Raw genomic sequence first — 14,237 nt, 5'->3', positions numbered from 1 at the left:
GATTGCCTGATGCGCTTCGCCTCCGCCCATCTTATCGTCGCTCAATCACCTGCTCCGGCGTCAAGTGCCATCGGAAGGCTGATGGAACCGGCAAATATACGTTAAGGTGTGGCCGCCACGATGGGGCATGGGCGATGTGGGAGCGGCGGACGATATATGTGGAAAAGCCTTGCTGTTATCGCTCTGGTCGTTGCCGCCACTGGTAGCGGACCGGGCTTACCGGGCTCCGGCGCCGCGCTGGCCAAGACCGCCGCAAATCCACGCGATACCGGCACCGGCGCCCCTCCCCTGTCTGAGGCCGGATTCGACAAGCTGGCGCGAACCGAAGGCGCGGGACGCTTCCTGGAATTACCGCGCGTGATGTTCGCGATCGATCGCAGCGCGTCGCCCGCGCGGCTCGATTGGATCGACACGCGCCGCTACCTCTATCATTTCGACTTTCTGCAGGCGCGCTACCTGACGCTCGCCGATAGCGAGGCGTTCATCGCGGCCAATTATTCCCGGCCGGATCGCCGCTTCGTGCTCGGCGCGGTGGTGCGCTATCCACGGCTCGGCCGGTACGGCGTCGAGCTATGGGAAGGCGATGTGGTCGAACCGGCCCTGATCGCTGCGATGATGACGCGGCTTCAGGCCTCGTTCGCCGCGCCGCTGACATTCAAGCCCAATTCCACCCAGCAACGCGAGGCCGCCGCCACAGCGGTTTTGCCGACAATCGGCATCGACGAGGCCTATGGCAGCCGGGAACAACTGGTGCTCAATCGCGGTCGCGCGGTCGGGCGTCTCGTGCTGGTCGCGGAGGATGGCGAAGACGATCTGATGCCGGGCGACATCGCGCTGCTGAAGACGATTCCGATCCGCATGCCGCCGGTCGCGGGGATCGTCTCATCCACCTTCACGACCCCGATCAACCATATCAGTCTGCTCGCCAAGACCTGGGGTATTCCCAATGCCTATCACGCCGAGGCCGACCGCCTCTGGGGCGCGCTGAACGGGCGCCAGGTCGTGCTGGACGCCAACGGCGCGAAGGTCACCGTCCGTCTCGCGACCGCGGCCGAGATCAAGGCAGCCGCCCGCGTCGCATCGGCACGCCCGATCCGCGCGCCGCGCGCCGATCTCGCTTATGCCGGCCTGCCCGCGCTGAGTGAGCAGGATGCAAGCTGGTCGCGGCGCACCGGCACGAAAGCCGCGAACCTTGCCGACGTGGCGACGCTGACCCGCAAGGGTGATGCCGGTTTCGTCGTGCCGCCCGGCTTCAGCGTGCCGTTCGCTTATTATGAGCGCTTCGTCGCCGCCAACGGTCTCAACACCAATATCGAGGCGCTGTTGCGCGACCCCGGATCGAGCGATCCGAAATGGCGGCGGACCGCGCTGGCGGCGCTCCGCGCGCGCTTTGCCGCCGGGCATATTCCCGCGGCCGATCTGACCGCGATCACTGCGCGGCGCGACGCCCTGCTTGGCGAAAAGGGCGTGTTCGTGCGATCCTCGACCAATGCCGAGGATCTGCCAGGCTTCAACGGCGCCGGACTTTACGACACGGTGCCCAACGTCAAGGGTCCGGAGGCGCTGGCCGCCGCGATGAAGACGGTGTGGGGATCGCTGTGGAACGACCGCGCCTATGCGGCGCGCGAGCGGGCGCGGATCGATCACCGTGCGGTTCGCGCCGCCGTCCTGGTGCAGTCCGGGGTCGATGCCGATGCGGCCGGCGTGATGACCACGGTCGACCCGTTCGACGAGCAGAGCGAAGAGCGCCGCCTGTTCATCGCGGCCAAGCGCGGCATTGGCATCCGCGTGGTCGAGGGGAAGAAGATCGCGGAACAACTCATCTATCGCCCCGATCTGGATTCGATCCAGGTCCTGACCCGGTCGCAGGACGACATCATGCTGCACTTCGCTGCGGATGGCGGCGTGAAGGAAGTGAAGATCGATCCCGACCGCGCGGTGCTTTCCGACGAACTGGTGCGCCGGCTGAGCCGCATCGGACTGACCATCCAGGGGCGCTTCGGTGGGCGGCCGCAGGATGTGGAATGGCTGGTCGTCGACGGACGGATCATGATCGTGCAGTCGCGCGACTATGTGAAAGGAAACTGAGATGCGGGGGTCGTGCCTTGGCCCGCCACTGCTGGTCATGGCCATGCTCGGCACGACGCCGCTTTCCGCAAGGTTCGCTCGCCAGCCCGACTATGTCGGGCCGCCGATCTTTCGGGAAGAGGCGCTCTGCAAGATCACGGTGGTCAGACCGGGGGGCCAGTCCGCGGGTACGGCGATCCCGATCCCCGCGCTTCGCCTGGGATCGCCCGTTGCCCGGGCGCAGGAGTCGTTCACCACCGGCGGCAGCGCCACCGCGAACATGGCGGAGATGGCGCGCCGCAAGGCCGCCGGGCTGCCGTTCGAACCGCAGATCTTCGACCCGGCGGCGGCCGCGATGCCGGCCATTTTTGCTGCAGAGGCCGGTACTCCCCAACTTGCTTTGCCGTATCAGCGGCTACCCCTGAAGGTTTCAGGCAATCGCTACGCCCCTGACGGCATGATCTTCGCGCAGGCGGTGTCGAAAACGACCGGACGGATCGCCGCCCTGGTTCTCACCTTGCCCGCGGCGCCCGTCGGCAGGCCGAAAGTGACGCTTATGTTCCGATCGCCTTCGGGCAAGACATGCCAGCCGCCCATCCAGGTCTATGCGTCTGCGATGACCACTGCACAGGTCGCCGGGCTGTTCGACCACCGTCCGTGCGGATGGGCCAGCCTGTCCGGCTGCACGGCCCGCTCGGACCGGCCGCGCGGCCGGGTACTGTTCGCCCGCCAGTTGCGCAGCGGCATCGGTCATGAATATCGCTGGATGGACTATGACCTACTGACCGCGCACTATTTCTGAACCGTGCGAGCGGGACTCCGGGGTTCGATGGAGGCTCTCTCGCCCGCCCCCTTTTCGAAGGAAAAGTCTATGCGACCGTCGCGTTTCGTCTGGCCGATCCTGATCGCGACGCAACTATGCGCCGGACCGGTTTTTGCGATCGCCGCTGCGCCGCCCGAGCGCGTCGGTCCGTCGGCGGAGGCAGCTCTGTCCACTTGCCGCACATCGATCACATTTCCGGGCGGGCGTTCCCCCGGACCGGCAATTCCGATCCGGGCGCTTCGGCTCGGTGCCGTGGTCGTGCGGTCGACGGCTTCCTTCTCAACCGGCGGCAGCGGGACCGCCTATTATGCCGAAATGGCACGTCGAAAGGCTGCGGGCCTGCCATTTGAGCCGGTGCTGGTCGATCCGGCCGTATCGACACCGGCGACCGTGTTCACCACCACCCCGCCGATCAACGCGCAGGCAATGGCGTATCAACGGCTGCGCGTGAAGCAATCCCCCCGCTATGCCGAACAGGGCATGATCTTCGCGCTGTCGGATCGCGCCAATGGCGGCCGCATCGCCTCGGTCGGGCTGACCCTGCAGGCCGCCCCCACTACTCCGCCCAGAACGCGAGTGAGCTTTATATCGCGGCCCAACAGCATATGCGGCCAGCGACCGATCGATATCTATGCCCCCGCCATGTCGGCTGCCCAGGTCACCGCATTATTGCGGCGGAACGGATGTCGTTGGGTCGATCTGAGCGCCTGCAAGCAACGATCGGAGTGGCCCCGCGGCCGCGTCCTGTTCGTCCAGCAATATAGCGGCGGCGGATATGACTATCGCTGGGTCGATTATGATCAGCTTGCCGTGGCCCGATTCCGGACCACGCCGTTCAGCGAATTCCGCCGCTGAACGCCTGCCACGTCCCGGACCGACCGGCTCCAGGGAGAGTCCTGCACTGCAACGAAAAGGGCGCCCGGATCGCTCCGGACGCCCCCAAAATCACGCCGCCTTCGCGCGGCTCGCGCGCTTGCGTTCGTTCGGATCGAGATAGCGCTTGCGCAGACGGATCGAGCGCGGCGTCACTTCGACCAGTTCGTCATCATCGATATAGGCGATCGCCTGTTCCAGCGTCAGCCGCCACGGCGGAGTCAGCCGGATCGCATCGTCCTTGCCGCCCGAAGCACGGAAGTTGGTCAGCTGCTTGGCCTTCATCGGATTGACCTCAAGGTCATCCGTCTTGGCATTCTCACCGACGATCATGCCCTCGTACAGCGCTTCCTGCGGTGCAACCATCAGGATACCGCGCTCTTCGAGCGGACCGAGCGCATAGGCATTGGCTTCGCCCGCGCCGTTGGAGATCAGCACGCCATTCTTGCGGCCTTCGATCTTGCCCTTGTGCGGGCCGTATTTCTCGAACAGCCGGTTCATGATCCCGGTGCCGCGCGTGTCGGACAGGAATTCGCCATGATAGCCGATCATGCCGCGCGACGGCGCGGAGAAGGTGATGCGGGTCTTGCCGCCGCCCGAGGGACGCATGTCGGTCATCTCGGCCTTGCGGATGTTCATCTTCTCGACGACGGTGCCCGAATATTCCTCGTCCACGTCGATGATGACGGTTTCATACGGCTCGGTCTTGGCGCCGGTCTCGTCCTCGCTGAACAACACGCGCGGGCGGCTGATGCCGAGTTCGAAGCCCTCGCGGCGCATCGTTTCGATCAGCACGCCGAGCTGAAGCTCGCCGCGGCCGGCGACTTCGTAGCTGTCACGGTCGGCAGCTTCGGTGACCTTGATCGCGACGTTGGATTCGGCCTCGCGGAACAGGCGGTCGCGGATCATGCGGCTGGTCACCTTGGTGCCTTCGCGGCCGGCCATCGGCGAATCATTGACCGCAAAGCGCATCGACAGTGTCGGCGGATCGATCGGCTGCGCATGCAGCGGCTCGCTCACGCTCGGGTCGCAGATCGTGTTCGACACGGTGGTGGTGGTCAGGCCGGCGATCGAAATAATGTCGCCCGCGCTGGCCACATCGACCGGCACACGCTCAAGGCCGCGGAACGCCATGATCTTCGACGCACGGCCGGTCTCGACGATCTTGCCGTCATTATCCAGCGCGTGGATCGCCATGTTGGTCTTGACCGAGCCCGAGAAGATCAGGCCGGTGAGGATGCGGCCAAGGAAATTGTCGCGGTCGAGCAGAGTGACGAGGAACTTGAACGGACCATTGGGATCGGCGCTCGGCTCGGGCACATGCTTGACGATCGTCTCGAACATCGGGGTCAGCGTGCCTTCGCGCGCATTCTCGTCGGTGCTGGCATAGCCATTGCGACCCGACGCATAGAGTACCGGGAAGTCGAGTTGCTCGTCGGTCGCTTCGAGGCTGACGAACAGGTCGAACACTTCGTCGAGCACTTCCTGGATGCGTGCGTCGCTGCGGTCGACCTTGTTGACCACGACGATCGGACGCAGGCCGAGCGCCAGCGCCTTGCCGGTGACGAACTTGGTCTGCGGCATCGCGCCTTCGGCCGAATCGACCAGCAGGATGACGCCGTCGACCATCGACAGGATCCGCTCCACTTCGCCGCCGAAATCGGCGTGGCCGGGCGTGTCGACGATGTTGATGCGGGTCTTGTGGCCGTGATGATCATCCCACTCGACGCTGGTGCACTTCGCCAGAATCGTGATGCCGCGCTCTTTTTCGAGATCGTTCGAATCCATCGCGCGTTCTTCGATGCGCTGGTTGTCGCGGAACGTGCCGGACTGACGGAACAGCTGGTCGACCAGGGTGGTCTTGCCGTGATCGACGTGCGCGATGATCGCCACATTGCGGAGGCTCATAAGTGTATCCGGTGCTTTGCTTGAAGATGTAGCGCGCGCCGATAGCGCAAATGTTGCGTTGCGAAAAGGGCCGACGTTGCACAGCGCCAAACTGGCGGTGCTCGAACAGGTCGAATTATCGACCGGACAACGGCCTTGGGCAACGGTTCCGGGCGACGCGACCCAGGATCAGCGCGGCGTCCAGTTCTGCCAATTGGCATCGGCCAGCTCGAACTGGTGGCGCAACTCGCGCTGCATCGCTTCGACATCGGCGGCCGTTGCCGGCGCCGGTGCGGCGCCCGCGGCACCAGCCCGGGGGGGCGGCTGGCCCGGCGCGGCCCTGGGCTGCGCGCCCGGATTCGCACCCGCATGCGCGCCCGCCCGCTGGGCGGCGGTCGTTCGGAGGCGCTGCAGATCGGCAAGCGCGATCGTCGCTTGCCGGTTCCACACCTGTACCGCCGTACCGACCGGGATCAGCGCGCCGCCCAGTCCCAGGTCGCAACTATAGCCGCCACGCCGCCCTTCCCACCGCATCGTCCCCGAAATGGTGAGCAGATTGGCCAGCCGCGCCGCCATGCTGACGCCGGCATCGTTCCAGTTCTGCAAATGCGGACGATCGGCCTCCGGCCCGCGAAACGCCCCGGAATTGATCCCCGCCGTACGCAGGGCGTCCCAGAAGCGCTGCGATTCCGCCGCACGCACCTTGTCGAGCTCGTGCAACCACCAGGTCTCGTTGGTGACCACGCTGCCAGTGGCCTGCAGCCATCTCAGGCCCTGGAACCCCAGATCGACCGCCATGCCGAAATTATGGTTGCTCTCGCCGGGCCCGGCATTGGTCACGCCGCGCCCACTGGTGCGCAGATCATATTGCGCCTGGAAGGTTCGCCGGTCGCCTTGCGGACAGACCCCGATCGCGACGCCGTGATCGGTATGCATGCGGTTTATCGTGGCGTTGACCCGGGTGCGGAACGCATTGGTGAACGTCATGGTCGCCGCCGCGGAGAGCTTCGCCTGAAGCTGCGCCGCGGTCGCCGCGACATAGACCGTCCGGCCACCGATCAACACGCGCATATCGGCGAATTCGGTCGGTACCTTCTCGAGCAGCTTGGCCCATGTCGCATCGCCCGCCGCGACTTGCCCGGCGGTCGCACGCGGATTGGGTGCAACCGCGAGGCCGTTGGCCGTGACGAAGACATGATCGGCCTGGAACGCCGCGATCGCGGCCAGCGTGCCCGGTCCGGCGGAACCGTCATAGCTGGCAAGATAGGGCCCCGCGGCGCGGTCGGTCGCCGCAGCGCGCTGCGTCTTGACCAGGATCGCCTGGACCAGCGCCACATCATTGATGGCGTTGGCGCCGCCGCTACCGACCGTGCCGCTGATCAATTGCATTGCTGTCTCCCATCGCAAACGACACGCTATTCGTAACAGGCAAAGGGCAGTTCAGAGTCCCGGGTCGCGCCGGCCTTGCCGTTCAGCAAGGTCGCTTTGAGGGTGATCGTCCGGCAGCCGGTATCGGCCAGCCAGAAACCGATATGAGTCGTGCCGTCGGCCGCCACCGGCCCGATTTTCGATGTGCGGTCGAGCAGGATCCGCGCGACGGGCTTGCCGCGCGTCCTGGGGCCGGCTTCGCTGGCGACGAGCCGGACTTGCGCGGCATCGGGGATCGGCATGTCCTTCCCGAAATCGACCCGCACCACGACCAGGGTCGAAACCGAAGCCTGGTCGCCGGCCGGAACATTGCCGAGCGGGGTACCCGCCGCGAGCACATCCGGCGACAGCGCGCCGGTCCTGCTGTTGAACAGGAATGCCTGGAACCCGGCGATTTGCGGCGCGGGTCCGGCATGAACGGCGCCGGGCAACGCCATCGCCGCCATGGCAAACGCCATTGTCGGCAAATAGAGTCGAGAGCGATTCGGGGCCATCACGCAATTGCCTCCATCTCTTGAGCGCAGGAAGCCAGTCGATCACCCGCCTGTCAACAGTGATATCAAACTGTTACATCCATTTCCTGCTGCAGGTGTCGGCGCGCGGACTAGCGGCGGCGCTTCACAATATTGTCATCAACCGTCCGCCGGTTCGCGACAGCCCGAGCGAATCTCGGCGGAATTTGGGTTGAGCCGCCAAGGTCCGGCATACGGAGGCGCGCATCCTGTTTTACGCCGCAACACAGGGGCAGTCATCCCGCCGCCGATGCTGTATCGTCAGCCGAGATTGACGCCGCCGACCCTGATGACCGCCCAGCTTGCCAAAAGAGACAAGCGTATTACATCGTTAATACAGTTGAACGTAATCGCGTTCGGCGGCATCTAAGGCACGACACGTGACGCTGGAGAAGAGCATGGCCACCGCAACTGATACCCAGGCCCCCGACCTGGTGCTGACCCCGCCCGATCCCGTCCCGGTGATCGCGGCCGAAAAGGCGGTCGGCCTGGTGCCGGTCGATGCGGGCACGCGCACGCAATTGCAGACGCGCGTCGACACGTTCATCGACGATCTGATCGCGCAGGACGTCAATTCGCCCGAATTCGGCAAACGCGTCGATGCGATCAGCGCGATGGGCCAGAAGGAAATCCGCGAGGCCGCCGGCCAGTCGAACCGCTTTCTCGATCGCCCGACCAAGGCGATGGATCAGGAAAGCGGCGTCGGCAAGGACCTGGCCGAGTTGCGCCGCACGGTCGAGGATCTCGACCCGGGCCGGCGCGGCAATCTGACCGCGCCGCGCAAGATCTTCGGGATCCTCCCCTTCGGCAACAAGATGCGCAATTATTTCGACGGCTATAAATCGTCACAGACGCACATCGCCTCGATCCTCAAGTCGCTCGGCAGTGGCAAGGATGAGCTGCTGATGGACAATGCCGCGATCGACGTCGAGCGCGCCAATCTGTGGACCGCGATGGGGCGGCTCGAACAGATGATCATGCTGTCCAAGACGATGGACGAAAAGCTCGAGGACAAAGCCAACGAGCTCGATCACACCGACCCGGCCAAGGCCAAGGCGATCCGCGAGACCGCGCTCTTCTATGTTCGCCAGCGGACGCAGGATCTGCTGACTCAGATGGCGGTGACGGTGCAGGGCTATCTCGCGCTCGACCTGGTCAAGAAGAACAATGTCGAGCTGGTGAAGGGCGTCGATCGCGCCTCGACCACCACGGTCTCGGCGCTGCGGACCGCCGTGACGGTGGCGCAGGCGCTGACCAACCAGCGCCTCGTGCTCGAACAGATCACCGCGCTCAACACCACCACCGCGGGGATCATCGATTCGACCGGCAAGCTGCTCAAGAGCCAGACCGCGCAGATCCACGAACAGGCGGCGGCCTCGACCATTCCGCTCGAAACGCTGCAGCGCGCGTTCCAGAACATCTATGACACGATGGACGCGATCGACACGTTCAAGCTGAAGGCGCTCGACTCGATGAAGACCACGGTCAATGCGCTCGGCACCGAAGTCGAAAAGTCGAAGGGCTATATCGCGCGGGCCGAAGGCCAGTCGCAGAATAGCGGATCGGGCGGCGAGACGTTCAAGCTCGAGGCTCTGTAATAATGAAGGTTGCAGCATGACCGACGTCGATCGCCAGATCGCGCGCAGCACCGAATATCTCGACCGCACGCGCGAGCGGTCGGCGGCATTGTCGGCGCGGCGGCGCAAACGCCAGGGTACCGAGATCATGACCCGGCTGGGCCGGATTGCAGCGGCCGATGCCGTGATCCTGATCGCGGCGGTGGTCGTCGGCTGGATCGTGCCGCTCGGCATCGGCGGCGCGATGCTGGTGATGGCGGCGCTGATCGCGGCGACCTTGCTGTTCGCAATCTTCCCGACCGTACCCGAGGTGAAGCCGGAAACCTTCGGCCAGACGCCGCTCAAGCTGCTGCCGATGAAGACCGAGCAATGGCTCGAATCGCAGCGCCCCGCCCTGCCCGCACCGGCCCAGACGCTGGTCGACGGGATCGGCGTCCGGCTGGAGGCGCTCACGCCACAGATGGTCGACCTCAACGAGCAGGAACCGGCTGCGGCGGAAGTGCGCAAGCTGATCGGCGAACAATTGCCCGAATTGCTCAAGGGCTATTCCAGGGTGCCCCAGGCGCTGCGCGGCATCGAGCGCAATGGCAAGACGCCCGACCAGCAGCTCGCCGACGGGCTGAAGGTGATCGACGAGCAGATTGCCGGCATGTCGGCGCAACTGGCCGAGGGCGACCTCAATTTGCTGGCGACGCGCGGGCGGTTCCTGGAGATCAAGTATCGCGAGGACGGGTTGGGGAGCTGACGCCCGATGGTCTGGGTGCTCTACGACAAGGGATTGCCTGTCACGCGTCCCGACAGGTCCGGCAGGAATCTGACGATCCGCAGCATTTCGGGCGGCCGCGACGATTTCGGCCACGCGGCATTCCGCGTCAGCGATGGCGAATTCATCTTCAGGTTCGATATGGGGCGTGCCTACACCCGCCCATTGACCATTGAAGAACGTGCGGCCCATCCGGACCGCGACCTGGCTTGCGTTTGGCAAATCGTGGATCACGGCCTCACCTCGGACCAGCGCCAAACCGTGCTGGAATGGCTGCAAGCGGAAGAAGATGATTCCGTGATGGATCTGCAGCTCAGCACCGGCAAGAGGCGTGAGCATGGCCTGGTATTTCTCGAATCTGTCAGTGGTATCGATGGATATTGAAGCCGGTTTTTGACCCAAAAACATTCGCCCCACCTAATTCCCGGAAGCGCCACCGCCCTTCAGATCGCCGCCGATCGCATCGGCATAAGCCTCGCCCTCGAGCGCCAGTCGCGCCCGCCCCTTCGCCGCCGTCGCATCCGCAGGCCGCCCGAGATAGCCCGACGGCGTGATCGACCGGGCGGTGTCCCCGCCCTTGCGCCAGCCGGCAAGCTGGTCCGGCGTCAGGTCGGTCGGCGGCAGCGCCCTGGCAATGTCCTGCTTTACCAACTCGGGGGCTAGGTCGAGCATCGCCGAGGTTTCCATCTCGCCGGCATGGAGATCCGGTTCGCCGGCCGGCGGGGCGGGCCATGCCGCGAAGAGTGCGCCGGACTGGCCGGACACGAGCTCAAGCCGCTTGCCGAGCGGCGCCGGGACCACGAAGCGCGCCTCGATGATCTTCTCGTCATTCGCCCGCTTCACCGCCGCGGCGATCGTCCCGGCGTGAGCGGCATCGAAATGCCCGGTGACGCAGTAGATCCGTTTGATTCCGGCCTTCGCCATGCTGCGGAACACGTCCAGCATCAATTCGGTCATCACTTCCGGGCGGATCGTGATCGATCCCGCAAACGCGCCGGTGACATTGTTCACGCCCCAATAATAGGGCGGCACGGTGACGCTCGCCACGCCACGCCGGTCGAGCGCCGCTGCTGCGATCCGCAACTGTCCCGACGGCACGACGACATCGGTCATCAGCGGCAAATGCGGCCCATGCTCCTCGATCGCGCCAAGCGCCCATAAGGCGATCGCGCCGCGTGACGCCTTCGCTTCCAGATCCTTGTAGGAATCCGCCGCGATCGTCCCGGCAAGCGGCGAACTCCGCGACGGCGCGCGCGCGACCGCTATCGTCGATGTGACGGCCGCCAGCATCACGGCGAGGATGCCGCAAACCCCATATCGGCGCATATTCTGACCCCTACTGACACGCATCGGACATCCGCCGCTACCATAGGGCGCCATGGCGGTGACAGCGCGATAGCCGCTTTATTCCATGGACGGGTGGCGCGATCCGACAGCCGGAGCCGATCCGCGCGCCGATGAGACTCCGTGCGGCAAGGCATCCTCGGTGTCGCCATGCTCGATCAGTGGTGCGATCCGATCCGCCAGATATCGCGCGGCGGTCATGCTGAGATGGTGCTCGTCGAACAGGATCGGCTTCCCGTCCAACGTGACTCGGCAGTGTGCCGCGTCGCAAAAATAATCGCTTGGCCAGATGACCTTCGCACCCTTCGCCTGCAGAACGCCGAGCATCGCGATGACCTGCTTTTGCCGCTCAAGATAGTCGCTTCTGGGAACGAGATAGTGACCGGAACGCGCCAGCCGTCTTGGCACGTTGCGGGTATTTTCCCCAGGCGTCGGGCCGATAATGACCACTGACTTTCCCGCCCCGACCAACATGTCCACGGTTTTGACGAAGCCCGGCTGAAATCCGGGGACCTTCAGATACGCGGTGTAGTGAGCGACGATGACGACGTTATGGATTTCCGGATGATCGATCAGGTAGCGCGCGACGAGCGCGTTGTGCGCCGTGCAGTCCGGCCTGCCCGGTTGGTCGAAATCAAGCGCGGGCGGGCATGATGAATAGGTGATCGACCGCAAAGGGTGCGCGGCGTTGCCGAGCGCGACGGCGAGTTCGAGGCCGTGACTATCCCCCCACAGCGCCTTGGTGGCGGTTTTCCCGCCAAACACGCACGCGCGCGCCGGGTCGGCGGTTCCGGTCACGGAAAGACAGGCCTCCCGCTTTGAGCTGAAATCATACTGGCCATCGTCGAACGCAAGCAGTTGGGGTGAAAAGCGCGACCGCAGACCATTGGAATATTGGTAGGAAAAGCCCCAGCCCAACAGGATGGCGGCACCGACGGTTGCCAGCCTGTAGATACGCTGCCGGGAAAACAGGCTGCGATTGCGGAACGGCGTTTCGACAAAGCGGTAGGAAAGATACCCTGCGGCAATCGACAGCAGCACGATCGCAATGGCCGGCCCGATCCGCCCGTCGAGCAGACCGAGATCGCGCCCGAACACGATCAGCGGCCAGTGCCAGAGATACAGCGAATAGGAGATCAGCCCGATAAAGGTGAGTGGCCTGAGCGACAGCAGCCGGGCCGTCGCCGTTCCTTCGCCATAAGCGATGACCAGCGCTGATCCGGCCACCGGCAGCAGCGCCGCGGTTCCGGGGAACCGTGTCTCGCTGTTGAACAGGACGATTGCCGCAATGATCAGCGCGATGCCCGCACCGGATAGCGCAGCCCGCCAAAAAGCCGGCGCGATCTTCGGCACGGCGCCCAATGCGATGAGCGATCCGGCGAGCAATTCCCAGGCGCGCGTCGGGATCAGATAGAATGCCGCCGATCCCCCGATCGGCGTGATGTAGATGCACGCGGCGAGCGACAGCCCCGCACAAAGCGCGATGACCTGGCGGGCATATCGGGGCGCGAAGCGCAGGATCAGGAACAACAGGACCGGGAAAATGATGTAGAATTGTTCTTCGATTCCAAGCGACCAGGTGTGGAGCAGTGGTTTTTCGTCCGCCGCGCCGTCAAAATATCCCGATTGCTTGTAGAAGACGAAGTTCGAGACGAACACGACGGTCCCAACGACGCTGGCCCCGAAATCGGGCAATTCGCTGGGCAACAGCAGGAAATAGGCGGCGGCGAGCGAAAACAGCAGCATGCCGGCCAGCGCGGGAAAGATCCGCCGGATGCGCCGCTCGTAAAAATCGGCATAGGAAAAACGCCGGGCCGACAAATCACGCGCAATGATCGCGGTAATCAGGAAGCCCGAGATGACAAAAAACACGTCGACGCCGATGAAGCCGCCGGAAAAGCCGGGAATGCCGGCATGGAAAAATGTGATCGGCAGCACCGCGAGCGCGCGCAACCCATCGATGTCCTTGCGATAGCTGCGCATCATTTGCCCCCACGAGCCGACACCCTGTCGATTTCCCGAAAGTGGCGCAATCCCGCCCGGCGGTCATCGGCCACCGACCCGGTTGCGGACGCTTCTTCAGCCCTCAGCAATCGAACGAATGACCCGCGCCGGATTCCCGCCGACAAGGCTGTTCGCGGGGACGTCCCTGGTAACGACCGAGCCCGCCGCCACGACCGAATTTTCGCCCACCGTCACTCCGCCGATGATCATCGCGCCGGCGGCGATCCACACGTTTCGCTCGATCACGATCGGCTTGGCGATCACGGCAGCACGCCGCTGCGACGGTTCGATAGGATGGCCCGAGGTGATGATGCTGACGTTCGGCCCGATCATCACGTCATCGGCAATGTCGATCCCGCCAAGGTCGTACATGGTGCAATTCTGGTTGATGAACACATTGCGCCCAACGCGGATATTCTCCCCGCCAGTGGTGTAGAATGGCGGGATCAGCGAAAAGCCCTCGTCCAGCGTATTGCCGGTCAAGTCGCCGAACATGGCCCGGACCTCGTCCGCATCGTCGAACGTCAATCGGTTGAGAACCGGGGTGATCGCCATCGCCCGCTTGACGCTGGCCACCATCGCCGCTGATTCCGGCGTTCGTCGGGGGATGATCCTGGTGCCGTCCTCATTCGACATGCGGTATTTTCCTCAGGCTGCGGTTGAGCGTGTGTTTCGGCGCGCAGGGGCGGCACCGAAAGCTGCCGAGCGTAGCCGCAAAGCAGCAGAACTGGAATCGCCCCAATAACAGAGGTTCGGTCCATCGGCGGTGGGCGCTGGGTAATGATCGATTGCGTTAACGCCGAGTTCGCGGCTGGACGGACCGATCTGGCGTCTGTCCGGGCTGCCGTCCTCTGGTGCGGAAGGCTCTGCCCGGCAAGACGTAGGGGCCCCGGGTTGTTGCGAGCACCCGCGGCAGCTCGCTGCAGGAGGCCATGAACGGTTTTCGGGTCGATTTTATT

General features: G+C 64.6%; 12 protein-coding genes. 6 read left to right on the top strand and 6 right to left on the bottom strand.

Annotation, left to right across the window (positions count from 1 at the left end; all coding sequences use genetic code 11):
- Positions 1 to 156 precede the first annotated feature (156 nt).
- The 3 genes from OO12_RS05085 (at position 157) to OO12_RS05075 (ending at position 3,745) form a co-directional block, all read left to right on the top strand.
- Positions 157 to 2,088: a PEP/pyruvate-binding domain-containing protein gene (locus tag OO12_RS05085; RefSeq protein ID WP_034157521.1), complete on the top strand. Its 1,932-nt coding sequence runs from the start codon at positions 157 to 159 to the stop codon at positions 2,086 to 2,088.
- A 37-nt stretch (positions 2,089 to 2,125) separates the two neighbouring features.
- The gene (locus OO12_RS05080; RefSeq protein ID WP_160296745.1) at positions 2,126 to 2,869 is read left to right on the top strand and encodes a hypothetical protein; all 744 of its coding nucleotides are present in this window, start codon (positions 2,126 to 2,128) and stop codon (positions 2,867 to 2,869) included.
- Between the two features lie 69 nt (positions 2,870 to 2,938).
- Positions 2,939 to 3,745, top strand: coding sequence for a hypothetical protein (locus OO12_RS05075; RefSeq protein WP_034157519.1), 807 nt, complete (start codon positions 2,939 to 2,941; stop codon positions 3,743 to 3,745).
- A 90-nt stretch (positions 3,746 to 3,835) separates the two neighbouring features.
- On the opposite strand, the gene typA is transcribed toward OO12_RS05075, so the two are convergent.
- From typA to OO12_RS05060, 3 genes are all read right to left on the bottom strand, one after another.
- Positions 3,836 to 5,671, bottom strand: coding sequence for a translational GTPase TypA (gene typA, locus OO12_RS05070; protein WP_034157518.1), 1,836 nt, complete (start codon positions 5,669 to 5,671; stop codon positions 3,836 to 3,838).
- 168 nt (positions 5,672 to 5,839) lie between these two features.
- On the bottom strand, positions 5,840 to 7,039 hold the full coding sequence (locus OO12_RS05065; RefSeq protein WP_034157517.1) for a hypothetical protein: 1,200 nt from the start codon (positions 7,037 to 7,039) through the stop codon (positions 5,840 to 5,842).
- Between the two features lie 26 nt (positions 7,040 to 7,065).
- Positions 7,066 to 7,536, bottom strand: coding sequence for a hypothetical protein (locus OO12_RS05060; protein WP_034157516.1), 471 nt, complete (start codon positions 7,534 to 7,536; stop codon positions 7,066 to 7,068).
- Between the two features lie 452 nt (positions 7,537 to 7,988).
- Here OO12_RS05060 and OO12_RS05055 point away from each other — a divergent pair, with 452 nt between their 5' ends.
- From OO12_RS05055 to OO12_RS05045, 3 genes are read left to right on the top strand one after another with little or no spacing between them, the layout of a single operon-like run.
- A complete protein-coding gene (locus OO12_RS05055) occupies positions 7,989 to 9,188 on the top strand; it encodes a toxic anion resistance protein (protein ID WP_034157515.1) in 1,200 nt (399 codons plus the stop codon).
- Between the two features lie 16 nt (positions 9,189 to 9,204).
- Positions 9,205 to 9,912 carry a hypothetical protein gene (locus OO12_RS05050; protein ID WP_034157514.1) on the top strand — a complete coding sequence of 236 codons (708 nt, stop codon included), beginning with the start codon at positions 9,205 to 9,207 and terminating at the stop codon, positions 9,910 to 9,912.
- Positions 9,913 to 9,918: 6 nt separating this feature from the next.
- Complete coding sequence (locus tag OO12_RS05045) at positions 9,919 to 10,314, top strand: hypothetical protein (RefSeq protein WP_034157513.1); 396 nt, start codon at positions 9,919 to 9,921, stop codon at positions 10,312 to 10,314.
- A gap of 33 nt (positions 10,315 to 10,347) precedes the next feature.
- Here OO12_RS05045 and OO12_RS05040 read toward each other — a convergent pair whose 3' ends face one another.
- From OO12_RS05040 to OO12_RS05030, 3 genes are all read right to left on the bottom strand, one after another.
- Positions 10,348 to 11,256, bottom strand: coding sequence for a creatininase family protein (locus OO12_RS05040; RefSeq protein ID WP_052215559.1), 909 nt, complete (start codon positions 11,254 to 11,256; stop codon positions 10,348 to 10,350).
- A gap of 78 nt (positions 11,257 to 11,334) precedes the next feature.
- Positions 11,335 to 13,257 carry an acyltransferase family protein gene (locus OO12_RS05035; protein ID WP_160296744.1) on the bottom strand — a complete coding sequence of 641 codons (1,923 nt, stop codon included), beginning with the start codon at positions 13,255 to 13,257 and terminating at the stop codon, positions 11,335 to 11,337.
- A gap of 96 nt (positions 13,258 to 13,353) precedes the next feature.
- Entirely contained in the window at positions 13,354 to 13,914 is a 561-nt protein-coding gene (locus OO12_RS05030; protein WP_034157512.1) for a sugar O-acetyltransferase, read from the bottom strand.
- Between the last annotated feature and the right edge of the window lie 323 nt (positions 13,915 to 14,237).

Origin of the sequence: Sphingomonas sp. ERG5, from assembly GCF_000803065.1 — a bacterium.
Taxonomy (GTDB): Bacteria; Pseudomonadota; Alphaproteobacteria; order Sphingomonadales; family Sphingomonadaceae; genus Sphingomonas.
The sequence above is the reverse complement of the archived record's forward strand: the minus strand, read 5'-3'. Positions and strand labels throughout refer to the sequence as shown.